Annotated in this window: 17 protein-coding genes; 4 read left to right on the top strand and 13 right to left on the bottom strand. The window is 62.0% G+C overall.

The features are described 5' to 3' along the window. Positions 1-97: 97 nt before the first annotated feature. The 9 genes from bamA to rpsB all read right to left on the bottom strand — a co-directional run bounded on the left by bamA (position 98) and on the right by rpsB (position 10,442). Entirely contained in the window at positions 98-2,410 is a 2,313-nt protein-coding gene (bamA, locus tag ACSOSP_RS01440) for an outer membrane protein assembly factor BamA (RefSeq protein WP_455309157.1), read from the bottom strand. Between the two features lie 100 nt (positions 2,411-2,510). Then, the gene (gene rseP, locus ACSOSP_RS01435; protein WP_455309155.1) at positions 2,511-3,896 is read right to left on the bottom strand and encodes an RIP metalloprotease RseP; all 1,386 of its coding nucleotides are present in this window, start codon (positions 3,894-3,896) and stop codon (positions 2,511-2,513) included. 7 nt (positions 3,897-3,903) lie between these two features. Continuing rightward, a complete protein-coding gene (locus ACSOSP_RS01430; RefSeq protein ID WP_455309154.1) occupies positions 3,904-5,109 on the bottom strand; it encodes a 1-deoxy-D-xylulose-5-phosphate reductoisomerase in 1,206 nt (401 codons plus the stop codon). A gap of 18 nt (positions 5,110-5,127) precedes the next feature. Beyond that, positions 5,128-5,961 (bottom strand): phosphatidate cytidylyltransferase, encoded by an 834-nt coding sequence (locus ACSOSP_RS01425; protein WP_455309153.1) that lies wholly within the window; start codon positions 5,959-5,961, stop codon positions 5,128-5,130. After that, positions 5,955-6,737, bottom strand: coding sequence for a polyprenyl diphosphate synthase (gene uppS / locus ACSOSP_RS01420; protein WP_455309152.1), 783 nt, complete (start codon positions 6,735-6,737; stop codon positions 5,955-5,957). The genes ACSOSP_RS01425 and uppS overlap by 7 nt, the downstream gene beginning before the upstream one ends. Before the next feature lie 64 nt (positions 6,738-6,801). Beyond that, positions 6,802-7,362, bottom strand: coding sequence for a ribosome recycling factor (gene frr, locus ACSOSP_RS01415; protein ID WP_089159881.1), 561 nt, complete (start codon positions 7,360-7,362; stop codon positions 6,802-6,804). 95 nt (positions 7,363-7,457) lie between these two features. Next, on the bottom strand, positions 7,458-8,171 hold the full coding sequence (gene pyrH / locus ACSOSP_RS01410) for a UMP kinase (RefSeq protein ID WP_455309151.1): 714 nt from the start codon (positions 8,169-8,171) through the stop codon (positions 7,458-7,460). Positions 8,172-8,528: 357 nt separating this feature from the next. Further along, positions 8,529-9,410: a translation elongation factor Ts gene (gene tsf / locus ACSOSP_RS01405; RefSeq protein WP_455310797.1), complete on the bottom strand. Its 882-nt coding sequence runs from the start codon at positions 9,408-9,410 to the stop codon at positions 8,529-8,531. Between the two features lie 279 nt (positions 9,411-9,689). After that, a complete protein-coding gene (rpsB, locus tag ACSOSP_RS01400; RefSeq protein ID WP_031364008.1) occupies positions 9,690-10,442 on the bottom strand; it encodes a 30S ribosomal protein S2 in 753 nt (250 codons plus the stop codon). Between the two features lie 478 nt (positions 10,443-10,920). On the opposite strand from rpsB, the gene map reads away from it, so the two are divergent. From map to ACSOSP_RS01380, 4 genes are all read left to right on the top strand, one after another. Further along, positions 10,921-11,730 (top strand): type I methionyl aminopeptidase, encoded by an 810-nt coding sequence (gene map / locus ACSOSP_RS01395; RefSeq protein WP_455309150.1) that lies wholly within the window; start codon positions 10,921-10,923, stop codon positions 11,728-11,730. A gap of 443 nt (positions 11,731-12,173) precedes the next feature. After that, entirely contained in the window at positions 12,174-14,759 is a 2,586-nt protein-coding gene (locus ACSOSP_RS01390) for a [protein-PII] uridylyltransferase (RefSeq protein WP_455309149.1), read from the top strand. A 111-nt stretch (positions 14,760-14,870) separates the two neighbouring features. Next, positions 14,871-17,051 carry a pseudouridine synthase gene (locus ACSOSP_RS01385; protein WP_455310795.1) on the top strand — a complete coding sequence of 727 codons (2,181 nt, stop codon included), beginning with the start codon at positions 14,871-14,873 and terminating at the stop codon, positions 17,049-17,051. Positions 17,052-17,268: 217 nt separating this feature from the next. Then, the gene (locus ACSOSP_RS01380; RefSeq protein WP_414948356.1) at positions 17,269-17,508 is read left to right on the top strand and encodes a hypothetical protein; all 240 of its coding nucleotides are present in this window, start codon (positions 17,269-17,271) and stop codon (positions 17,506-17,508) included. A 205-nt stretch (positions 17,509-17,713) separates the two neighbouring features. Here the strand turns inward: ACSOSP_RS01380 and def are convergent, their stop codons facing one another. From def to smc, 4 genes are all read right to left on the bottom strand, one after another. Next, the gene (def, locus tag ACSOSP_RS01375) at positions 17,714-18,247 is read right to left on the bottom strand and encodes a peptide deformylase (RefSeq protein WP_031364002.1); all 534 of its coding nucleotides are present in this window, start codon (positions 18,245-18,247) and stop codon (positions 17,714-17,716) included. Then, the gene (ligA, locus tag ACSOSP_RS01370) at positions 18,244-20,349 is read right to left on the bottom strand and encodes an NAD-dependent DNA ligase LigA (protein ID WP_455309148.1); all 2,106 of its coding nucleotides are present in this window, start codon (positions 20,347-20,349) and stop codon (positions 18,244-18,246) included. Before ligA ends, def begins: the two co-directional genes overlap by 4 nt. A gap of 142 nt (positions 20,350-20,491) precedes the next feature. Next, the gene (locus tag ACSOSP_RS01365; protein WP_455309147.1) at positions 20,492-21,742 is read right to left on the bottom strand and encodes a cell division protein ZipA C-terminal FtsZ-binding domain-containing protein; all 1,251 of its coding nucleotides are present in this window, start codon (positions 21,740-21,742) and stop codon (positions 20,492-20,494) included. A 237-nt stretch (positions 21,743-21,979) separates the two neighbouring features. Beyond that, a complete protein-coding gene (smc, locus tag ACSOSP_RS01360) occupies positions 21,980-25,495 on the bottom strand; it encodes a chromosome segregation protein SMC (protein ID WP_455309146.1) in 3,516 nt (1,171 codons plus the stop codon). Positions 25,496-25,713 lie beyond the last annotated feature (218 nt).

Genomic DNA, 25,713 nt, shown 5'->3' with positions numbered 1-25,713 from the left:
CTTATCTTGCTCAATCAAGTCAAGCGACTGCATCAGGCGTCCCGGTTCCGCGACAAGAACGGAAACCGGGCACCCACATCACACATTCCGATCGGATTTAGAACGCCGTACCAATCTGGAACTGGAACTTCTGATACTGGTCGCCGGCATGCTTCGTCACCGGGAAACCCAGGCTCAACTTGAGCGGGCCGATTGGCGAGATCCACGCCAGACCGAAACCGTAACCATACCGCAAGCCGTTCGCACCGGTGCTGGTGCCGCCCTGACCCGGATCGCCCCAGACGTTACCACCGTCAAGGAAGGTGAAGACGCGCAACGTGCGGTCATAGCCCGTACCCGGCAACGGGAAGGTCAATTCGATGTTACCCACCGCCATGCGCGAACCGCCGATCGGGTCGCCCGTGGTCGTATCACGCGGACCCAGCGAGCTCGGTTCATAACCGCGAACCGAGCCGATACCGCCGGCATAGTAGTTCTTGAAAATCGGATAGGTCTGGCCTTGCAGGCCCTTACCGTAGCCGCCCTGCAAGTTCAGGCCGAGCACGAAGCCGCGTGCGAACGAGTAGTAATACTGCGCCTGGGCGTCAACCTTGACGTACGTCGTGTTACCCGCAGGCGTACCGTATTCCGCGTTCGTCTGCGTGTAATAACCGCGGCTCGGGACCAAGGCGCTGTCACGATTGTCGCGCGACCAGCCAACCGTCACCGGCACGTTGTTCACGACGCGGCCGAATTCCTTCACGTAGTCGATATAGCTTTGCGGCGTAGCGGAATCGATATCGAGCGTGTTCTGCTCGAGACCCGCACCGAAGTACACCGTGTCCTGCTCCGAGAACGGAATGCCGAACTTCAGGTCACCACCGATGGTAACGATCTTGAAGCTGGAATCCGTCGAGTAATAGAGCGGCTGATACGTGCGGTAATACAGGTCGGTAATGCGCTTGATACCGTCGATAGTGAAGTACGGATCGACTTGCGTCACCGTCAATGTCCGGTACGTCTTGGCCGTGTTGACGTTGACCGAGAGGCTGGTACCCGAACCGAACACGTTGTCCTGCGACACGCCTGCCGACAGCACCACCTTGTCCGTCGACGAAAAACCCGCGCCGAGCGTAATCGCGCCGGTCGGTTTTTCCGCGACCTTCACGTCCACGTCCACCTGGTCATTCGTGCCTTCGACCGGAACCGTGGTCACGTCGACGTCGGTAAAGTAACCGAGACGATTCACGCGATCCTTCGACAACGCCAGCCGGCTCGAGTCGAACCACGAGCTTTCGAGCTGACGCATTTCCCGGCGCACCACTTCGTCACGAGTACGCGTATTGCCGACGATGTTCACGCGCCGCACGTACACACGGCGGCTCGGGTCCACATTCAGCGTCAGGTCGACGGTGTGATCGGCTTGATTGATCTGCGGCTGCGCGTTGACCTGCGCGAACGCGTAGCCATATTCGCCAAGCTTGTCGACGATGGCCTTCGTGGTTGCCTGCAGCTTTTCGGCCGAGAAACGGTCGCCCGGTTTGATCTTGACCAGCTTGGTCAGCTCGGCCTGACGGTCGAGCAGATTGCCCGAGAGCTTGATTGCGCTGATCTTGTACGGCTCGCCTTCGTGCAGCGCGATCGTCAGGTACATGTCCTTCTTGTCGGGCGAGATGGACACCTGCGTCGAGTCGATGTTGAACTCGAGATAACCGCGATTCAGGTAGTACGAGCGTACGTTTTCGAGGTCGCCCGTGAGCTTGTCTTTCGCGTACAGGTCGTTCTTCGTGTACCACGAGAACCAGTTCGGCGTGGACAACTGCATCTCGTCGCGCAGCGTGCTCGTGCTGACCGCCTTGTTGCCGATGAAGTTGATCTGGCGGATCTTCGCGCTCGGACCTTCCGCCACCGAGAACAGGATCTGCACGCGATTGCGGTCGACCGGCGTGACGGTGGTCGTGACTTCCGCCGCGTAGAAGCCGCGCGTCAGGTACTGGCGCTTGAGCTCCTGCTCGGCTTTGTCGACGAGCGCCTTGTCGTACGAGCGGCCTTGCGACAAGCCTACCGCGCGCAACGCCTTCGCCAGGTTGTCCTTTTCGAACTCGTGAATGCCCGAGAAGTCGATTTGCGAAATGGCCGGACGCTCCTGCACCTGCACGACCACCACGTTGCCCTGTGTGGCGATCTGGACGTCGTTGAAGAAGCCCGTTGCATAAAGCGCGCGAATTGCTTCGGAGGCTTTGTCGTCGGTGAACGTGTCGCCCTGCTTGATAGGCAAGTAGGCGAATACCGAACCAGGTTCAATGCGCTGGAGGCCGTCAATCCGGATGTCCTGCACGACAAACGGCGTTGTCGCGTGCGCCGCCATGCCGGTTGCGGCCAATGCTGCGGCCACAGCCGACTTAGGAACAAAGCGATGAGGTTTGAACAACGTGCTTCCCCAGTGTGTATAGCTGCATCAAGCCGGACGGCGTTCGTTCAAGCGCCGCCGGACAGGATGAAAAAGGATCAAGGTGAAACGGTCAGCCGGATCAAAAGCGGATCAGGCGCGCAAGGTCATTAAAGAGCGCGATCATCGACAAGGCGACGATGCAAACAAGACCCGCCCGCTGCAAAACCAGCTGCCAGCGATCTGACACGGCCTTGCCGGTTGCGGCTTCAACCAAATAATATAACAGATGCCCACCGTCAAGAACCGGAATCGGTAACAAGTTCAACACGCCGAGGCTGATACTCACGAGCGCGAGGAACGACAGAAACGCCGACAAACCAAGCCGCGCGCTCTTGCCCGCGTAGTCGGCGATCGTCACCGGCCCCGAAAGATTTTTCAGCGACGCTTCGCCGGTGATCATCCGGCCGAACATGCGCAGCGAATAAATGCTGATGTCCCAGGTCCGCTTGACGCCCAGATGCAGGCTTTCCACCGGTCCGTAACGCACGTCCACCGATGGAATCCGGGTCGCGAGCGACGCACCGATCCGCCCGACATCGCGATGCGTGGCAGCGTCCTGCTTAAGCTCCGGCACGATCTGCACCGCGCGCTGCGCGCCGTTGCGCTCGACGGTGAGCGAGACCGGCGTACCCGGACGATGCTGCACGTAATCGATAAAACCCATCGCGTTATCGATCTTTTTGCCGTCGATAGCACGCAGCACATCACCCGCCTGCAAGCCCGCTTTCGCCGCCGCGCTGCCCGCTTCCACACCGGCCACCGCCAACGTGCCGCCACCCGGCTCGAAGCCGAGTTTATCCATGAAATCCTGATCGGCGTCCTGGTCGTCGATCTTGCCCACACTCACCGGAAAATCGAACGTACCGTGGTTCGTCGTGGCGGTGAGCACGACGCGACGATGATCGAATGACGCGTCGAGCAGTTTCCAGCGCAGGTCGGACCACGAACGCACCTTATGCGTCTCGCCGCTCGCATCGCTGTCGCTCTGCACATCGCGCATTGAAACGATCGTCTCGCCACCCTCGAAGCCCGCCTTCGCGGCGACGGTGTTGGGCGCAGGCGCCGAGAGAATCGCAGCCGGTTCGGAGACGCCGCCCGCGAACACGCCGGCGAACAGCAAAATGGCGAGGATGAAGTTCGCCACCGGACCGGCTATGACAATCGCGATGCGCTTGAGCACCGGCTGCCGGTTGAATGCGCGTGGCAGATCGGCTTCGGGAATGCTTGCTTCCGCTTCGCGTTCGTCGAGCATCTTCACGTAGCCGCCCAGCGGCAGCGCGGCAATCGTCCACTCGGTGCCGGTGCGCTTGCTGACCCATTTCACGAGCGGCTTGCCGAACCCGACCGAGAATCGCAGGACCTTCACGCCGCACATCCGCGCGACGCTGTAATGGCCGAACTCGTGGACGACAACCAGCACGCCGATAGCCACCACAAATGCAACGATTTCGATCAGGAAGTTCATGGCGACCTCAGTGCAGGACGCGTTCGGCGTGCGGCGCGTCAGCTGTCAGCAAAGCGGCGAACTCGCCTGCCAGGCGACGCGCTTCGGCATCGGCGGCGAGCACTTCATCGAGTGTGGATGCGCTGCCGTTCGGCAACACGTTCAACACGCGCTCGACCACTTCCCCGATCGCCATGAAGCCGATGCGGCGAGCCAGGAACGCTTCCACCGCGACCTCGTTCGCCGCGTTGAGCGCCGCGCTTGCGGTGCCGCCGGCTTCCAGCGCTTTCAGCGCAAGCGCGAGGCAAGGGAAACGGTTCAGGTCGGGTTTCTCGAAGGTGAGCGTCGCGATTTGCGCGAGATCGAGTTGCGCGACGCCGGAATCCACGCGTTCCGGAAATGCCAGCGCATACGCGATCGGCGTGCGCATGTCGGGGTTGCCCAGTTGCGCGAGCACGGAACCGTCCGCGTATGAAACGAGCGAATGAATCACGCTTTGCGGATGAATCAGTACTTCGATGCGCGAGCCCGGCACGTTGAAAAGCCAGTGCGCCTCGATCACTTCGAGGCCCTTGTTCATCATCGTGGCGGAATCGACGGAAATCTTGCGGCCCATCGCCCAGTTCGGATGCTTGCAGGCTTCGTCGGGCGTGACGTGGCGCAGCGTTGACGGCTCGCGGGTGCGGAACGGACCGCCGGATGCCGTCAAAATGATCTTCGATACCCCGCCGTGCAGCGCCACTTCACGCGGCATGCACTGGAATACCGCGTTGTGCTCGCTATCGACCGGCAGCAGCACCGCGTTGTTGTCATGCACGGCGTCGATGAAAATCTTGCCCGACATGACCAGCGCTTCCTTGTTGGCGAGCAGGATGCGCTTGCCCGCACGCGCGGCAGCCAGCGTGGGCGCCAGCCCCGCAGCACCGACAATAGCGGCGACCACCGTGTCGCAGCTTGCGCTCTCGGAGACGTCCACTAGCGCTTGCGGGCCGTAGCCCACTTCGGTCTTGCATCCTTGGGCACGCAGCGCGGCGGAGACCTTCGCAGCGGTATCGGCGTCACCGACCACCGCCACTTCCGGCTGGAACCGCACGCATTGGTCGACGAGCTTGTCGCCGTTGCGATGGGCGGTGAGCGCGTAGACCTGGAAGCGGTCCGGGTGCCGCGCCACGACGTCGAGCGTGCTCTCGCCGATCGAGCCCGTGGAGCCGAGCAGAGTCAGACGTTTTTGCATAAATCCTTCTTTAGCCGATTAGCCGATTGACTGGGCAACAGGACCGAGCAACAGGAGTGCGATCGGCAATACAGGCAACAATGCGTCGATCCGGTCGAGGACGCCGCCGTGCCCGGGCAACAATCCGCTCGAATCCTTGACGCCGGCCTGGCGTTTCAGCAGAGACTCGAACAGGTCGCCAATTACGCTGAATACCGTCAGCACCGTCAACGAGAGCAGCGCCCCGGCCCAGCCGAGATGCTGCACCAGCGCCGAAAAAAGTGTCGGCGCAAAAACCAGCGTGGCCGCGCCCGCCGAGCCGACGATCATCACGGCCAGCCAGCCGCCCAACGCGCCTTCGCGGGTTTTGCCCGGACTGATGGACGGCGCGAGTTTATGACGACCGAACGCTTTTCCGGCGAAGTATGCGCCAATGTCAGCCAGCCATACGACTAGGAGAAGCGATAGCACGAACGCCACCCCGACCGTACGGGCCGCAACGAGTGCGTGCCAGCAGGCCACGAACGTCACAATGCCGGCGAACAAAAGGAACACGCGCCACGGACCGTCGGCCAGCGCAGGCTTGCGGGCGAGCGCGAACGGGCCGGCCAGCACCCAGAATATGGCCGCCATCTGATACAGCGGTTTGTAACCCAGCCCGAGCCGCGTGCTGGCGATCAGCGCCATGCCGGCAATCACCGCGTACACCACCGGCGACCCGCCGGTAAGCTTGAGCAGGCGCCCCCACTCCCAGGCGGCAAAGATGACCACAACGGCGATCAATGCCGCAAAAACGCCGACTGGCGCGAAAAACGTGATCGGCAGAAGCACTGCCAGCAGGACGATTGCCGTGATGACACGGGTCTTTAGCATGAAAGGGTGTCGGCCTTCTGCGCTTGCGGTTCGAGCTGTGCGCTCGTCCGCCCGAAGCGGCGTTCGCGTTCAGCATACGATTCGATCGCGCGAGCCAGTGCTTCGGCGTCGAAATCGGGCCAGTAGGTATCGGTGAAATAGAGTTCGGTGTACGCCATCTGCCACAGCAGGAAGTTGCTGATGCGCTGCTCCCCGCCCGTGCGGATGAAGAGGTCAGGTTCCGGCGCGTAGGCCATGGCCAAGTGCTGCTCGAATGCGGCTTCGTCGACGGGAATCACGCGGCCTTCCTTGACCGACTGTTCCGCCAGCTTTTTCGCCGCCTGCATGACGTCCCAGCGGCCGCCGTAATTCGCCGCAATGGTCAGCGTCAGGCGCGTATTGCGCGCCGTCTTGGTTTCAGCGCGCTGGATCAGCGCACGGATGCGGTCGTCGAACATGGAAGTGTCGCCGACCACGCGCAAACGGATGCCGTTGGCGTGCAGCTTGCCGACTTCCCGCTCGAGCGCCGTGACGAACAGGCGCATGAGGAACGAGACTTCGTCGGTCGGACGACGCCAGTTTTCGGAACTGAAAGCGAACAGCGTCACGAATTCGACGCCCTGGCGCGCACAGCTTTCGACTGTTGCCCGCACGGCGTCGACGCCACGCGTGTGGCCGGCGACGCGCGGCAGGCGCCGTTGCGTCGCCCAACGGCCGTTGCCGTCCATGATGATCGCGATATGGCGCGGGACAGCCGCGACATCGGGTACGCGAACGGTAGAGCTGGTATAGGTCATGGCCGTTGAATCTAAGTATCGACAGAGTGACGCGCCGGCACGACGCAAGAGACCGGAAACGGCCTCAAACCGTCATGATTTCGGCTTCTTTCGACACAACCAGCTTGTCGATTTCCGCGACGTTTTTATCGGTGAGTTTCTGGACGTCATCGCTTGCACGACGTTCGTCGTCCTCGGAGATTTCCTTGTCCTTCACGAGCCGCTTCAGTTGCTCGTTGGCGTCACGGCGCAGATTGCGAACCGCAATCTTGGCGTTTTCGCCTTCGCTCTTGACGACCTTCGTCAGTTCCCGGCGACGTTCTTCGGTCAGCGCGGGCATCGGGACGCGGATCTGATCGCCCTGGTTCGACGGGTTCAGGCCGAGATCCGAGTCACGAATCGCCTTTTCCACCACCGGAACCATCTTCTTTTCCCACGCCTGCACGCCGATCGTACGGGCGTCGATCAGCGTCATGTTCGCCACTTGCGAAATGGGCACGCTCGAGCCGTAGTAATCCACCTGGATATGATCCAGCAATCCCGTATGCGCGCGACCCGTGCGGATCTTCGCGAGATCGTTCTTGAACGCTTCGATCGACTTTTGCATCTTCTGATCGACGCTCTTCCTAATGTCAGCCACACTCATTTGAGCCTCCGTACTTTTATTGCATGCAGTGCCGGCGATGGCAGCGCAATTCCCTGGGAGCGCGCCCGCCCTCGCCCTTTTGTCACCGCGAGAGTTTACACGTGGACGAGCGTACCTTCGTCATCGCCCTGAATGATGCGCTTGAGCGCGCCCGGCTTATTGATCGCAAACACACGAATAGGCAGCTTCTGGTCGCGGCACAGCGCAAACGCCGTCGCGTCCATCACCTGCAGGTTCTTGCCGATCGCTTCGTCGAAACTGATCGTGCTGTAGCGCGTGGCGCTCGGGTCTTTCTTGGGATCGGCGGAATATACACCGTCCACTTTGGTTGCTTTCAGCACGACTTCCGCACCGATTTCCGAGCCGCGCAGCGCAGCGGCTGTGTCCGTGGTGAAAAACGGGTTGCCCGTACCGGCCGCGAAAATGACCACTTTGCCTTCTTCGAGCTGGCGGATGGCGCGCGGGCGGATGTACGGCTCGACCACCTGGTCCATGCGCAGCGCGGATTGCACACGCGCTTCGATACCCGCGTGGCGCATGGCGTCCTGCAATGCGAGCGCGTTCATCATGGTGGCCAGCATACCCATGTAGTCGGCCGTTGCACGGTCCATACCGGCCGCACCGCCTGCCACGCCGCGAAAAATATTACCGCCGCCAATGACGACCGCGAGTTGCGTGCCCATTTGCACCACTTCCGCGACGTCTGCCACCATCCTTTCGATTGTCGCGCGATTGATGCCGAAGGCATCGTCGCCCATTAGTGCTTCGCCGGAGAGTTTGAGGAGTACGCGTTTGTAGGCTGTGGGCATATGAGGGTTCCGATCGCGCCGAGAGGGAGTGCAACAACGTAGAACTGTAGGGGTGAAACGATATTTCCGGCAAGCATCCCATATTGGACAAGCCGCGGCGGCGTGACGGATTAACCCGGGGCTTACCTGAAATAGCCCCGTTTTGCCCGTCCGGCGCGGTTTTGACCGCCATGAGGGCGCGAGACGGACGTTCCGCATTCGGGAACGCCGGGCTCGCATTGTGCTGCTTTCACTGCATTTTTGACTCGGCGGTCACCGCGCTTCTATCGAGCGGTCCGGTTGAACGGACCGGCTGATGCTGCGCGGCATTGCTACGCCCGAACAGCCTGGCGCAGTCCTGACCGCCGTTTTGACGCTTTAGCCTTGCTTGGCGGCGGCAACTTGCGCGGCCACTTCAGCAGCGAAGTCGTCCGTACGCTTTTCGATGCCTTCGCCGACCACGAACAGCGCAAACTTCTGCACCGACGCGCTGGCTGCCTTCAACATCTGTTCGATCGTCTGCTTGTCGTTCTTGACGAACGTCTGGTTCAGCAACGAGACTTCCTTCAGGTACTTCTGGACGCTGCCGTCGACCATCTTCGCGACGATCTCAGCCGGCTTGCCCGATTCCGCGGCCTTTTGCTCGGCGATGCTGCGTTCCTTCGCGATCAGTTCCGCCGGAACGTCGTCCGAGGACAGCGAAACCGGCTTCATTGCAGCGATGTGCATGGCAACGTCCTTGCCGACCTGCTCGTCCGCGCCCGCGAACTCGACCAGCACGCCGATGCGCGTACCGTGAAGGTACGAAGCCAGCTTGTTGGCGGATTCAAAACGCACGAAACGGCGAATCGACACGTTTTCACCGATCTTGCCGACCAGCGCGAGACGCACTGCGTCGACCGTCGAGCTTTCCAGCGGCAGCGCGCCGAGGGCAGCGACATCGGCCGGGCTGTTCTTCGCCACGAGCTCGGCGACGGTTTTGCCGAATGCCAGGAAGTCGTCGTTCTTGGCGACGAAGTCGGTTTCGCAATTCAGTTCGACGAGCGAACCCACGCCGCCGTCGATGTGCGCCGTGATGATGCCTTCAGCCGTCACACGCGATGCTGCCTTGCTCGCCTTGTTGCCCAGCTTCACGCGCAGCAGCTCTTCAGCGCGCTCCATGTCGCCTTCGGCTTCGGTGAGCGCCTTCTTGCATTCCATCATGGGCGCGTCGGTCTTTGCGCGCAGTTCTGCCACCATGCTTGCGGTAATTGCCGCCATCATTTGCTCCTTGAGTCTGTGCCGTGCTCGCGCACGTATCGCACTATTGACACGCGCCGCCGGCGAGAAACGCCCGCGGCCAGAATGGGGGTGCTGCTGGATACTTCACTGATACTTCACTGGTACTGCCCAGGTACTTCACGACTGTTTCGCGTTCTGCTGCCCACGAATAGTGCCGTTGTTACTTTACGTTGCAGTTGCGGCCGGTTAAAAAAAAGGGGCCTTTCGCAAAGCCCCCTTTCTTGCCGGATACATCACGTCGGCGTCGTATGCAGAGACTTACGCTTCTGCGTTGACTTCCACGAAGTCGTCGCCGTCACCACTGCGAACTGCCTGCACCACTTCGTTCACCGCGCTCGAACGGCCTTCGAGGATCGCGTCAGCCACGCCCTTCGTGTACAACATGACAGCCTTGCTGGCGTCGTCGTTACCCGGGATCACGTAGTCGATGCCTTCCGGCGAGTGGTTCGTATCAACCACGGCGATAACCGGAATGCCCAGCTTCTTGGCTTCGGTCACTGCAATCTTGTGGTAACCGACGTCGACCACGAAAATTGCGTCCGGAATGCCGCCCATGTCCTTCACGCCGCCAATCGACTTCACCAGCTTGGCCATTTCGCGTTCGAACAGGAGCGCTTCCTTCTTGCTCATGCGTTCCGTTTCACCGGCTTCCAGCGCTGCTTCCATGTCCTTCAGGCGCTTGATCGATACTTTCAGCGTCTTGAAGTTGGTCAGCATGCCGCCGAGCCAGCGTGCGTTCACGAAAGGCATGCCAGCGCGTTGCGCTTCTTCTGCCACCGTGTCACGCGACTGACGCTTCGTGCCAACGAACAAAATCGTGCCGCGATTCGCTGCCAGTTGACGCACGTACTTCAGCGCGTCGTTGTACATCGGCAGCGTTTTTTCGAGGTTGATAATGTGAATCTTGTTGCGATGACCGAAAATGAACGGGGCCATTTTCGGGTTCCAGAAGCGCGTTTGGTGACCAAAGTGGACACCGGCTTCCAGCATTTCACGCATTGTTACTGCCATGAGAGTTCTCCGCGAGGGTTAGGTCTTAAGCCGGCTGCCGCATCGGGCGCCCCGTGTTTCTTAGCCGAGTTTCCCCGGACCGGGGCGCCGGACACCCTGGGTGCGCCGGCTTGCGATTCAAAGTCCGATCCTGCTTCACGCCTTTGCATTGGCATTTCATAAAAACATGGTGTTTTCAGAAATGCCGCATTGAAAAGACGATTACAAAGTAGATGCAGACTTAGCCAGCGAGTATATCACGCACGAATGGCAGGACTCAAGACGTCCGATCACTCGGACAGGCTTGCACGGGCTGCTTTCCCCATTGCCCTGTCGCGCGCCGCGGTGTCTGGTGTGAGACTGCTGCGATCGGTAAATTTGGGCGGCGGCCGCTCTAAAACCGCCTCTGCGGCCCGCGCCCGGGTGCGGCGAGCCCTCTAAGGTGCGATAATGGCCGATTGGCGCCAACAGCCGCTTACACGCTTTCTCGATACAAGTCATGTCCATTACGCTGAAAAACGACCACGATATCGCGCAAATGCGCGTCGCCTGCCGGCTTGCCAGCGAAGTGCTCGACTTCATCACGCCCCATATTGTGGCCGGCGTGACGACGGGTGAACTCGATCGCCTCTGCCACGAGTACATGCTGCAGGAACAAGGCACCGTGCCCGCGCCGCTGAATTACCAGCCGCCCGGCTACCCGCCGTATCCGAAAGCCACCTGCATCTCGGTCAACGACGTGATTTGCCACGGCATTCCCGGCGACAAGACACTGAAAAACGGCGACGCGCTGAATATCGACATCACCGTGATCAAGGAAGGCTATTTCGGCGATACCAGCCGCATGTTCCTGGTCGGCGAAGGATCGATTCTCGCGAAACGCCTCGTGCAAACCACGTTCGACTGCATGTGGCTCGGAATCGACCAGATCAAGCCGGGCGCGCATCTGGGCGATATCGGGCACGCCATCCAGAAATACGCCGAGGCGCAGGGCTACAGCGTGGTGCGCGAGTACTGCGGCCACGGCGTGGGCAAGGTGTTCCACGAAGATCCGCAAGTGCTGCACTACGGCCGCCCCGGCACGGGCATCGAGTTGCAGGCGGGCATGATCTTTACCGTCGAACCCATGATTAATGCCGGCCGGCGCGATATCCGCACCATGCCCGACCAATGGACCGTCAAGACGCGCGACCGCAGCCTGTCCGCGCAATGGGAACATACGGTGCTGGTGACGCCTACGGGTTACGACGTGCTGACCGTGTCGGCGGGTACGCAAGCACCTTCGCAATTGATCGCCGCAACGGCTTGACGCTGGCTGATTGAAAATCGGGGGATGTTTTGTCCTCGATGGACCGGGTTCAAGCGCTGCGTGCCTTGGCCGAGCGGTGCATGCGTTGTGGTCTGCCGATCAGGCGCTTTCACTTGTTGAGTTTTTGTCCGTGCATGGCGCCGGATCGTTTAAACCAGTTATTTCGCCGGGTTTAAAGACAGCTTAAGCTGGCGGTACAGAGGTTGGCATAGGGCGGGGATGGCATCAGCCGCATCCGCTCTCTGATATCTCGAGCTCGCGGCCACAACTGCCCGTACGGCATCCTGGACCTTGTTTCAAGCACCAGCGTTGCACGTCGCCCGCTTCATGCAGCCCATGCCGGGGTACGCACCGGCCGCATCGCCGAAGCCTGAATAAAAACCGGCGAACAGTCTGTTCGCTACGAGCAATTTTCACCCACTGACCTGACGACCCGCCTGCCCATGAGCGTACCTGCCGACGCCCCAACCCGCGCTGATTTGTTGAAAGCCTCGTACAAGACGGCCAAGGCGGCCCTGCTCGAGCGCTTCCAGAGCGCGACCAACGTCGATGGCCTGATGCACGCCCTCGCGCGCGCCACCGACGAAGCGCTCCGCGGCGCCTGGGAAGCCTGCGCGATGCCGAAATCGGCGGCGTTGATTGCGGTTGGCGGTTACGGGCGCGGCGAGCTTGCGCCTTACTCGGACGTCGATATCCTCGTTCTCTTGCCCGATGACGAAACCCTCGACCACACGGTGTCACTGGCCGCGCGGATCGAGCGGCTGATCGGCATGGCGTGGGACCTGGGCCTGGAGATCGGCAGCAGCGTGCGCTCGGTGACGCAGTGCATCGATGAAGCGAGCAACGACATCACCATCCAGACCTCGCTGCTGGAAGCGCGGCGCATAGTAGGCGACGAAACGCTGTTCGAGACCTTCGAGGAACGCTATCGGCAGACGCTCGATCCGCGTGCGTTCTTCCAGGCGAAAGTCCTGGAGATGCGCCAGCGGCACGCCAAATATCAGGACACGCCGTACAGCCTCGAGCCGAATATCAAGGAAAGTCCCGGCGGCCTGCGCGACTTGCAGCTTATTTTATGGATCTCGCGCGCAGCCGGTTTCGGCAGCAGTTGGCGTGAACTGGATTCGCGCGACCTCATCACCGAACGCGAAGCGAGCGAACTGCGCCGCAACGAAGGTTTTCTCAAGACGCTGCGCGCGCGACTGCATGTGATCGCCCGGCGACGCCAGGACATCCTCGTCTTCGACTTGCAGACGGCGCTGGCCGAAAGCCTCGGCTACAAGGCGACATCGTCCAAGCGTGCGAGCGAACAACTCATGCGCCGCTACTACTGGGCCGCCAAAGCCGTCACGCAGCTTGCCACCATCCTGATCCAGAACGTGGAAGCGCGACTGTTTCCATCGACGAGCGGCATCACGCGCGTGCTCAACGAGCGTTTCGTCGAGAAGCAGGGCATGCTGGAAATTGCCAGCGACGACGTCTTCGAGCGTGAACCCAACGCCATTCTCGAAGCGTTCCTGCTGTACGAACAGACGCGCGGCGTGAAGGGTTTATCTGCCCGAACGCTGCGGGCGATCTATAACGCCCGCGACCTGATGGGCCGCGACTGGCGGCGCGATGCCGAGAACCGGCGCCTGTTCATGGAGATCCTGAAGCAGCCCGAAGGCATCACGCACGCGCTGCGGCTGATGAACCAGACAAGCGTGCTCGGGCGTTACCTGCTCAACTTCCGGCGCATCGTCGGCCAGATGCAGCATGACCTGTATCACGTCTATACCGTCGATCAGCACATCCTGATGGTGTTGCGCAATCTGCGGCGCTTTGCATTGGCCGAACACGCGCATGAATACCCGTTCTGCAGCCAGTTGATGGGCAATTTCGAGCGCCCGTGGGTGCTGTATATTGCGGCGCTTTTTCACGATATCGCCAAGGGCCGCGGCGGCGATCACTCCGTGCTAGGCATGGCGGATGCACGCCGTTTTTGCCGTGAACACGATGTCGGCGCGGACGACAGCGACCTGGTGGTATGGCTCGTGGAACAGCATCTGACCATGAGCCAGGTCGCGCAGAAGCAGGACACGAGCGATCTGGAAGTCATCAAGCAGTTTGCATCGATGGTCAAGACCGAGCGCCGCTTGACCGCGCTGTACCTGCTGACCGTCGCCGATATCCGCGGCACCAGTCCCAAAGTCTGGAACGCGTGGAAAGGCAAGCTGCTCGAAGATTTGTACCGTGCCACGCGCGCCGTGCTCGGCGGCGCCGAACTGCACGCGCACTCGGAACTCAAGTCGCGCCAGGAAGACGCGCTCGCGTTGCTGCGCCTTGAAACCGTGCCCGAAAACGCGGAAAAAGTGCTGTGGGAGAAGCTCGACGTCGGTTATTTCCTGCGCCACGACGCCGCCGATATCGCCTGGCAGACCCGCGTGCTTTATAAACACGTTGAGAGCGAAAAGCCGATCGTGCGCGCGCGGCCGTCGCCGATTGGCGCCGCGCTCCAGGTACTGGTGTACGTGCAGGACCGACCGGACCTGTTCGCCGGGATTTGCGCTTATTTCGACAAAAACGGCCTGTCCGTGCTCGATGCACGTGTCACCACCACCCGGCACGGCTACGCACTCGACAATTTTCTGGTCGCGCATCCCGACCATGACGGGCATTATCGCGACATTGCGAACCTCGTCGAACAGCAGTTGAGCATGTTGCTGACTGCCGAGGGCATCTTGCCGGAACCGTCGAAGGGACGGGTTTCACGGCTTGTACGCACTTTTCCGATCACGCCGCGGGTGGATTTACGTCCCGACGAACGTGGTCAGTATTACATCCTGTCCGTATCGGCTAACGACCGGCAGGGCCTCCTTTATTCGATCGCGCGGGTTCTGGCCCAGCACCGGATCGGCGTCCACGCGGCGCGGATCAATACGCTTGGCGAACGCGTGGAAGACGTGTTCCTGCTCGACGGCAAAACCCTATCCGACAACCGGACGCAGATCCAGGTCGAAACCGAACTGCTGCGCGCGATCGCAGCCTGAGAATATATGCGCGTCAAACTGACAGCGAAGCACCCGCGCCCGGCATCGCCGGCACGTTCCCCCGTTCGTACCGGCAGCGCTGCCGGACGGAAGAAACCTCCTCGCGCCGAGATGGCGAGCGGCGACCGGCCTGTGCGTAGCGATAAACCGGCGGGTGGTGCTCGGCCGGCGGGTGCGGGCTCCGGAGAGCGGAAACCTTTCAAGGCGCGTGGTGATGATTCGCGTGGCGCGGGTGATCGTGGGGCACGTCCGTCGTTTGGCGATCGTGGTGCTCCGCGTGGTGATCGGCCTTCCGGCGATAGTGAACGCCGTCCGTACGCGCCGCGTGGGGATGCTCCGCGTGGTCCGAGTGGTGATCGCGGTCCGCGTCCGTCATTTGGCGATCGTGGCGCTCCGCGTGGTGATCGGCCTTCGGGCGATGGTGAACGTCGTCCATACGCGCCGCGTGGTGATGCGACGCGTGGTCCGAGTGGTGATCGTGGGCCGCGTCCGTCGTTTGGCGATCGTGGTGCTCCGCGTGGTGATCGGCCTTCCGGCGATGGAGAACGTCGTCCGTTCACGCCGCGTGGCGATGCTCCGCGTGGTCCTAGCGGTGATCGTGGTCCGCGTCCGTCGTTTGGTGATCGTGGCGCTCCGCGTGGTGATCGGCCTTCCGGCGATGGTGAGCGTCGTCCGTTCACGCCGCGTGGTCCGAGTAATGATCGAGGTCCGCGCCCGTCGTTTGGCGATCGTGGTGCTCCGCGCGGTGATCGGCCTTCCGGTGATGGTGAGCGTCGTCCATTCACGCCCCGTGGCGATGCTCCGCGTGGGCCGAGCAGCGACCGTGGTCCGCGCCCGTCGTTTGGCGATCGTGGTGCTCCGCGCGATGATCGGCCTTCCGGCGATGGTGAACGTCGTCCATTCACGCCGCGTGGTCCTAGCAGCGATCATGGTCCGCGTCCGTCCTTTGGCGACCGTGGCGCTCCGCGTGGCGATCGGCCTTCCGGCGATGGTGAACGCCGTCCGTTCACCCCGCGTGGTCCGAGCAGCGACCGTGGCCCGCGTCCGTCGTTTGGCGACCGCGGCGCGCCGCGTGGCGATCGGCCTTCCGGCGATGGCGAACGCCGTCCGTTCACCCCGCGTGGCGATGCTCCGCGAGGTCCGAGCAGCGACCGTGGCCCCCGTCCTTCCTTCGGCGACCGCAGCGCCCCGCGTGGCGACCGCCCTTCCGGCGACGCCGAACGCCGTCCGTTCAAGCCCCGCGACGATTCGCGCGGCCCCGGCAGCGACCGCACGCCGCGCCCGGCATTCAATGACCGCGGTGAGCATGGCGCCGCCCCGCGCGAGCGCAACCACGCACACGACGGCAGCCCACGTCCGGCTCCCACCGACCGCCAACGGCCCTCGGGCGATAGCCCTTACGTAGCACGCGACACATCCGGACGCTTCGGCGAGGAGCGCAAACCCGCCGCACGCAAACCGGTATCGAAGCCGTCAAAACCGCGCGACGCCGACGCCCCGCCCTCACCCGCCCGCATCGCGCGCGAAAATGAAGAAGGGCTCGTGCGCTTGTCGAAGGTGATGTCGGAGCTCGGCCTGTGCTCACGCCGTGAAGCCGATGAATGGATCGAAAAGGGCTGGGTGCTCGTCGACGGCGAAGTCATCGATACGCTCGGCACCAAGATTCGTCCCGACCAGAACGTTGAAATTGCGCCCGCCGCGCACGCGGCCCAGATGCAGCAGGTCACCATCCTGATCCACAAGCCGGTCGGCTACGTGTCCGGTCAGGCGGAAGACGGGTATCAACCGGCTGTCACGCTGGTCAATCCGTCCAACCATTGGGCCGACGACCAGTCCGGCATCCGTTTCACGCCGCTGCATCTGCGCACGCTTGCACCGGCAGGCCGCCTGGATATCGATTCGACCGGCCTGCTCGTCCTGACCCAGGACGGCCGGGTAGCGAAGCAATTGATTGGCGGCCATTCGGACGTCGATAAGGAATATCTCGTGCGCGTGAAATTCGGCGAGCATGAAGTCGATATCGAACCGCACTTCCCGCCCGAAAGCCTCGCGTTGCTGCGTCACGGACTTTCGCTCGACGACGTGCCGCTCAAAACAGCGCAGGTCAGCTGGCAAAACGGTGAACAGTTGCGCTTTGTCCTGCGTGAAGGCAAAAAACGCCAGATTCGCCGGATGTGCGAGCTGGTTGGTCTGGAAGTGGTTGGCCTGAAGCGGATCAGGATGGGCCGCGTGACGCTCGGCGCCTTGCCGCCGGGTCAGTGGCGTTATCTGGGCGCGGACGAAGCGTTCTAAAGCGGCTTCGTTTGAAGCTTTCCGCGCTCCAAATCGTCGCGGAAAAACCAAGAAATTGTTACCAATCGATGCGAACGGCGCCCGCCGATCGCATCGATTTTTTTTTGGCCAACTTTTTGGCTAAAGAAAATGTGACGCATGACCGTTAGTCAGGTACACGCGCAATTTACCGCTTCGAGTCGCGTGTACTTAGGCGCTGAGCTACTGGAGAATTGCCATGTCCGTCGAAATCATTGTTCGCGAAACCAAGACCGGCCTCGAAATCGTCAGCGGCCGGCGACGACTCGACGCGCTGCTCGCCGTGCGCGACGAAGTCGTCGTGACCAGCCCGGGCGTGGGTGAAGTTGTGATCGCGCGATTGCCGGACGGACGCTTGCAGGCATCGGCCAATCCGGAGCACATCGCATTGTTTCGCCAGCCGGCAATGGCGTCGGGACCCAAGAAAAGCTTCGCTTGACGATGCCGCCGCAGGGTTTTGGCGGTCGCTGATTCTCGATGATGAATGTGATCCGCCACGGCTGAGCGCGTTGCCGGCTAATCACGCGATGCGCTGCGACGAAAGCTGCTTCTGCTGCAACCATCTCGCCAAACAAAAGGGCCGCGATTCTTCGCGGCCCTTATTTCGTCATATGGCTTGATACCCCGCCAAACCAACCCATCGATCAATCGTCGGTTTTCGGATCAAGCCCCGGAAACAGGATCTCGGTGAAACCAAATTTCGAGAAGTCCGTAACCCGCATGGGATAAAGCTTGCCGATCAGGTGATCGCATTCGTGCTGCACGACACGAGCATGAAATCCCTCCGCCAGCCGTTCGATAGGTGAGCCGTACTGGTCGAACCCCTGATAGCGGATCATGGTGTATCGCTGCACGGCGCCGCGCAAACCCGGCACCGACAAGCACCCTTCCCACCCCTCCTCCATGTCGTGCGAGACCGGCGTGATGATCGGGTTGATCAGCACCGTTTCCGGCACGGGTTCGGCCTCCGGATAACGCTCGTTGTGCGCGAAACCGAAGATCACGACCTGCGCATCCACGCCGATCTGCGGCGCGGCCAGCCCGGCGCCGTTGGCGTGGCGCATGGTGTCGAACATGTCTTCAACGAGAGCATGTAGCTCGGGCGTATCGAAGTGATCGACTGACTCCGCGATACGCAACAAACGCGGATCGCCCATCTTGAGGATTTCGCGAATCATGGGGTTTCTCCCTCCAAAAGCCTGCGCATACCATCTTCGTCGAGCACCGGGACGCCGAGTTCCTCAGCTTTCACGAGCTTGCTGCCCGCCTCCGTTCCCGCCACCACATAATCCGTCTTCTTCGACACCGATCCCGCCACTTTCGCGCCCGCCGCCTCCAGCATCTCCTTCGCGTCTTCGCGGGACAACGTGGGCAGCGTGCCGGTGAGCACGACCGTCTTGCCGGCGAGCACGCCCTGCGGCGCCTTCGGCGCGGGCGGGCCTTCGGGCCAGGTCACCTTGCCCGGCGCGCGCAACTGCTCGATCACCATCTGATTGTGTTCTTCGCTGAAAAAATTGTGCAGCGACTCGGCCACGACCGGGCCGACATCGTTCACTTCCAGCAATTGCTCGACGCTCGCCGCCATGATCGGATCGAGCGAGCCGAAATGCTTGGCCAGGTCTTTCGCCGTCGATTCCCCGACGTGACGAATACCGAGCGCGTACAGAAAACGCGGCAAGGTGGTTTGCTTCGCCTTTTCGAGCGAATCGTACAGATTCTGGGCGGATTTATCGGCGAAACGGTCTAGCGCGGCGAGCTTGGCCACGCCGAGATTGAACAGATCCGCGGGCGTGCGCACAATGTTCTGCTCGACCAGCTGGTCGATGATTTTCTCTCCCAGCCCATCGATATCCAGCGCGCGCCGTTGTGCGAAATGCCACAGCGCCTGCTTGCGTTGCGCGGGACAGATCAGGCCGCCGGTGCAGCGCGCAATGGCTTCGTCAGGAAGCCTTTCGATCTTCGATCCGCAGACCGGGCACTCGGTCGGCATCACGAACTCGCGGGCATCGTCCGGACGCCGGTCGAGAATCGCGCCAACCACTTCGGGAATGACGTCGCCGGCACGCCGCACGATCACCGTATCGCCGATACGAATGTCCTTGCGCCGCACTTCGTCTTCGTTATGCAGCGTCGCGTTCGTGACCGTCGCGCCGCCGACAAACACAGGCGTCAGGCGCGCAACCGGTGTGATAGCGCCCGTCCGGCCGACCTGAACGTCGATAGCCAGCAACTGCGTGAGCGCTTCCTGCGCGGGAAACTTGTGCGCGAGCGCGAAACGCGGCGCACGCGACACGAAACCCAGCTTGTCCTGCTCGTCGCGCTGGTTGACCTTGTAGACCACACCGTCGATGTCATACGGCAGACCATCGCGTTTCTCGCCGGTCTTGCGGAAGAACTCGAGCAAGCCTTCCGCGCCCTGCACCACGCCGCGCTCCGCGTTGACCGGCAGGCCCATTTCCTTGTACCAGTCGAGCAGCGCCGAGTGCGACGGCGGCATGTCCACACCTTCCAGCACGCCAATCCCATAAGCGAAAAACGACAACTGGCGCTGCGCGGTCATCTTGGGATCGAGTTGCCGCAAACCACCGGCCGCCGCATTGCGCGGATTCGCGAACTCGCGTTGTTCAGCCTCGCGTTGGCGCGCATTGATCTTCTCGAAATCGCGCTTGAACATGAGCACTTCGCCGCGCACATCGAGCCGTTTCGGCAGGTTTTTGCCCTTGAGTTTCAGGGGGATCGAACGGATGGTGCGGACGTTTTCCGTGACCTCTTCGCCCGTGGCGCCATCACCCCGCGTGGCTGCCTGAACGAAGATGCCGTCGTCATAACGAAGAGAGATGGCCAGGCCGTCGAATTTCAATTCGCACGCGTATTCCACGGGCGTGTGACCGAGCGTGTCGGCGACGCGTTTATCGAACGCGATGATGTCTTCGTCGGCGAAACCGTTGTTCAGCGAGAGCATGGGCACGTCGTGCGTGACCGGCTGAAAACCCGTTGCGACCTGGCCACCGACGCGTTGCGTGGGCGAGTCCGGCGTGATCAAGTCGGGTTGATCCGTCTCGATCTGCTGCAGCTCCTTGAACAGGACGTCGTACTCGGCGTCAGGCAGATCCGGCTGATCGAGAACGTAGTACGCGTAGTTGGCGCGCTCGAGTTCCGTGCGCAGCCAGACGGCACGCTCAGCCGGCCGCTCTTTGCTGGCGACGGGCGCGCCGTGCGCAGCCGAAGCAATGGAGGCGGCGGAATCAGCTTTGGCAGCAGCTTTCGGTTTGGCAGACATGCGGCGAGACAGGCTAGATAGTTAGAAGAAACCGACCTGTTGATTGTCTCAGAGATCGGCTGATCGTGGCATTGGCCGTGCAGTCGAAGCCACGATGCCCGACGAAAATCGCTAACTGTCCAACCGGCGCCGCTGTCAGTTTTTATTGGCTGAACAATCGCCGTGTGGCGGGCGAGCCTGCCGGAATACCGGCATGTTCAAGCTTCGCGTACAGCGTCATCAACTGCTTTTCAATTGCCAGCAGTGACGATTCCGGCAATGGCCGGCGCTGGTCGTCCACCACCCGCGCGCCAATGCGCTCGGAAAGCGACTTGGCGTAATCGCACATCAGGCGGAACGGCAGGATGTCCTCATCGGCCACCGGCACATCCAGCACCAGCGTGATCATCTGGCCGCCCTTGTACGTCAGGTCGTCGCGCAGGAAGTTGGTATCGCCGAAAAGCAGCATGAATACCGGATTCTGGCGTGCATCGAGCTTGACGAAACGCGTGCCGTCGCGCGACAGCAGCAAGCCGTCCTGCGAGGCCACCGCTTGCACATAGTTAGCCGACCACGGCGCGCCGTCGGAGAGAATGTTGATCGACAACTGCGCGTCGCATTGAGCGGCGAACGCGTCGAGTTCGCGCGCCATGCCGACCGTCTCCAGCATGTCGGGGAATTCGGGCGAACCGTCGATAGCATCGGCGAAACGCTGCACGCCCGTGACGAACTCCGAGAACTCCAGCTCGTTCAGCGGGCCGCCGCGATTGGCCAATTGTGCCGCCGCGCGCAGCTCTTCATAACGCGCGCCGTTTTTAAGCAGCTCCCAGGTCGTGCCACCTTCCGGCTTGCCTTCTATATGCACAGGCTTCGCGCCCGCGCGACGCAGCTTCTGCGCGCTCGGAATCAGCTTTTCGCCCGCGATGGGGGCCAGCAAACGGATCGGCACCACGCAATCGATCCGGCGGTCAACAGTAGCCGGCGGCGCCGATGAAATCGTGGTGGCCGCGGGCAAAACCGGGTCGTCATCGTCCGCCAGGATGGGCGACATGGTCGACGAATTCGTCTCCGGGAAATCGCCATTTACCGAGGTCGCTTCAGCCTGGATATCGACTGCGGTATCGGCCGGCGCCACCGTGGAGAGCGGCGCACCGCCGAAACTTGGCTCGACCCGCGTGTCCGCTTTCTCGCCCTCACCCTCGCCCATGGCGGGTTCGCGCCGCACCGGGCGGGTCGGTTCGATGAACGGATGCTCCTCGTCGGCGTCGTTGCGTGCAAGCGACTCCGCTGCTTCGTCAGGCATAGGGCGCGGCATCTTGCGGCGCACCTTGGCGCCCTGCCACGCGTTGTACACCACCACACCGCCTACCACCACGGCCCCCGCTCCAATCAACCCGAGTGTCAACTCGTCCATGCACTCTCCGTCATTCTTTTCTGGTTGCGCTCTCGGCGCGCCTGGCGGCGCTATTGAGGCATCCGGCGCTCGATTGAGCGCTTGTTGAGCTTACGCTGCGCGATCTGCGACCCGAGCAGCGCCGGATTTTTCATCCGCACCGCGTGGGTCACTCCGCGCCTGCGCGCCAAAACCGGCCTCCCAGGCCGGCTCTTCACACTTTTTTGCCATCCGTGCCAAGAAAGCCCGGTCAAACTTTCAAGCATTCTGGGCGAAACCCGCCGCGGATTCCATATCCACGGCAACAATCCGCGAGACGCCCTGTTCCTGCATCGTCACGCCGATCAGCTGTTGCGCCATTTCCATCGCGATCTTGTTGTGCGAGATGAAGAGGAACTGCGTCTTCTCCGACATCGCCCGCACCAGGTTCGCAAAGCGTTCCGTGTTGGCGTCGTCGAGTGGCGCGTCCACTTCGTCCAGCAGACAGAACGGCGCCGGATTCAACTGGAACATCGCGAACACGAGCGCGGTGGCGGTGAGCGCCTTTTCGCCGCCCGACAGCAAGTGAATGGTCGAATTCTTCTTGCCCGGCGGTTGCGCGAGCACTTGCACGCCGGCATCGAGAATTTCGTCGCCGGTCATCACGAGTTTCGCCTGACCGCCGCCGAAAAGACGCGGGAAAAGCTCGCCGAAATGACGGTTCACTTCATCGAACGTGCCTTGCAACAGCGAACGCGTTTCCTGGTCGATCCTGTGGATCGCGTCTTCCAGCGTGCCGATGGCATCGTTCAAATCCGCCGATTGCGCGTCGAGGAACTCCTTACGTTCGCTCGCCGCGGCGAGTTCATCGAGAGCCGCCATGTTCACGGCGCCAAGCGCCGCGATTGCGTTGTTCAGCCGCGTGACTTCGCCCTGCAGATACGAGGGTTTCATGTCCGGCGTGAGCTTGGCCTGCAAGTCGGCTTCATTCACACCCGCCACCGCCAGTTGCTCGATGAACTGCTCGCCGCTGATGCGAGCCGCCTGTTCCTTCAACTGCAATTCGCTGATCTTGTCGCGCAACGGCTGCAGCGAACGTTCCGCGATAAGCCGCAATTCGTCGGCCTGACGCAGGCGCGCAGTGAGATCGTCGAGTTCGATACGTGCCGATTGCAACGCCGATTCGCGGGCCGCGCGCAATTCGAGCGCATCCTGCAAGCCGGTGTGCGCCGTTTGCTCGTTGATCGTTTCGAGTTCGGCGCGGGCGTCTTCAAGCGCTCCGGCTACGCGTTCGCTCTGATCCTTCGCCGTTTCGATGTTGCGCCGGTATTCCTCGATCTTCGCCGCCAGCCCGCGCGCCGCAAAGCTGGCGTCAGTGGCCGCGCGTTCGAGGTCGCGCGCTTCCTGGCGGGCGTGGGTCAACGCTTCGTCGAGTGCTTCGAACGCCAGTTGATTGTCTTCGAAGCGTGCCTGCAACTCAGCGAGTTCGCCGTCGTGACGCTCGAAATTCGCTTCCGATTCTGCACGCAGGGCGCGCTGTTCATCGATTTGTGCGGTGATTTCAGCCAGTTCCTCGCGGATCTGCGTGCTGCGCTGCATGTAGCGCTCTTGCGCCTGAGCAAGCTTCAGCACATCCATTTGTAATGCGTGGACGCGCTGGGTCGCGCGTTCGGCGGAAGAACGGGCATCGCCGAGACTTGCCGATGCCTGCGTGTGCGCCGCTTCCGCTCGCACGGCCGCGGCCTTGGCTTCATCGGCGAGGAGAGCTTGCGCGCGTACTTGCTTCGTCAGGTTTTCGATTTCCTGCTGGCGCGCGAGCATGCCGGCCTGCTCGGAGTCGGCAGCGTAGAGTTGCACGCCAACTCGCGTCACCACATGCCCGGCCTTCACCACGAACGCGGCGCCGTCCGGCAATTGCGAACGCGAGGAAAGCGCCTGGGCGATGTCATCGGCGACAAAAACCTGGCCCAGCCAGTCAGTCAGGACGGCGCGCAGGCCGGCGTCATCGATACGAAGCAGAGCAAGCAACGGCCGCAAGCCGGCAGGTGTTTCCTGCGGACGGCCGGCGTTGGGCGGCGCATAGAACGCCAATTTGGCCGGCGGCGCGTCGGTCGCGAACGCCTTCACCCAGTCGAGATTCGATACTTCCAGCGCCGCGAGCCGCTCACGCAGAACGGACTCCAGCGCCGTTTCCCAGCCCGCTTCAACGTGCAGCTTTTTCCACAGCCGCGGCAACGAACCGAGTTCGTGTTTATCGAGCCACGGCTGGATCTTGCCTTCGGTCTGGACGTTTTCCTGCAACTGTTTCAACGCCGCAAGCCGCGCTTCAAGCTGATGGATCAGCGCGCTTTCGGCCTGCACTTTTTCTTGTGCCGAGCGACGTTCGCCATCCAGGCGCGGCAGCGTGTCCTGCGCGTCGGAGAGGCGGCCTTGAGCTTCAGCGAGAATTTCCTCGTTCTCGGCCAGTTGCATGCGCAACTCTTCAAGCTGCGCTTCGTCGGGCGCGTCCAAACCGCCCGCTTCGCTTTTCAGGCGTTCGTGACGCTGCTGCAACTGCTGCAATTGCTGATCCGCATTGCGCTGATGCGCGGCCTCGAGTTTCAACGCCTGTTCAGTCTGCGCGATACCGCCGCGCTCTGCGTTCAACTCAGCTTGGGCGTCGCGGAAACGCGCTTCGAGCGCGGGCAATTCGTCGTGTTTCGCCGCAGCCGTTTCCTGCGCGATCGCCGCCTTTTCCTCGCCGATAGCCAGCGCCTCTTCGGCATCGGTGATCTCGCCGCGGGCTTTCTCGGCTTGCATCTGCCATTGCTCGCGCTGAGCGCTCAACGCAGCGATCTGGGCCTGCACCCGATTACGCGATTCCACGATAAAGCGAATCTCCGCCTCGAGCTTGGCCACCTCCGAGTTCGCCTCGTACAGCGCGCCCTGGGCGCCCTGCATGGCGTCGCTTGCGCTGTAGTGCGCCACGCGCAAGGTTTCGAGTTGCGCTTCGACTTCCCGCAGCTTGGCGGTTTGCGCTTCGAGTTCGATCTGCGCGTCGCTGATCGCGCGCTGCTGGCGCTCCGACTCGTTGCCTGCCTCGTTTTTGCGCAACAACCACAGGAGCCGCTGCTTTTCCTCGCCTTCGGCCTGCAGCGTCTTGTACTTCGTCGCGACAATCGCCTGCGCCTCGAGCTTCTCCAGATTCGCGCTCAACTCGCGCACGATGTCTTCCACGCGCGTCAGGTTTTCGCGGGTATCGTGCAGGCGGTTTTCGGTCTCGCGGCGGCGTTCCTTGTACTTGGACACGCCCGCGGCTTCTTCCAAAAACACCCGCAACTCTTCCGGCTTCGCTTCGATGATCCGGGCGATCATGCCCTGCCCGATGATCGCGTACGCACGCGGTCCGAGACCCGTACCGAGGAAGATGTCCTGGATATCGCGGCGCCGGGCCGGCAGGTTGTTGATGTAATAGCTCGACGTGCCGTCGCGCGTGAGCACGCGCTTGACGGCGATTTCGGCGTAGGTGCCCCACTGGCCACCGGCCCGGCCGTCGGCATTATCGAAGATGAGTTCGACGCTGGCGCGACTACCGGGCTTCCTCGCCGTGGAGCCGTTGAAAATCACGTCCTGCATCGACTCGCCGCGCAGCTCGGAAGCGCGCGATTCGCCGAGCACCCAGCGCACGGCGTCGATGATGTTGGATTTGCCGCAGCCATTCGGGCCCACCACGCCGACAAGCTGGCCTGGGACCTGGAAATGGGTGGGATCGACGAAGGACTTGAAGCCAGCGAGTTTTATCGAGGTCAGACGCACGGCGATATCGCTGATTGAAAAGAATTCGGGAGAACGGGCCGGCGGGCCTCCGAGCCATCATGCTTGTGCGGCAGGAGATAAAACAAACGCCGGTCGAAAACGCTCGGGCGGTGGGCCGAACCCCGTCGATCAGACGCGACGGCGAGCAACCCGTGGTGCTATTGCTTGAGGCCTTCTATATATAAACCGCAAGCATGCAACCCGGCGAACGGTGACAA

This window comes from Caballeronia sp. KNU42, from assembly GCF_053760385.1.
Note: the sequence above shows the minus strand (reverse complement) of the source record. Positions and strands in the feature narration are given on the sequence as shown.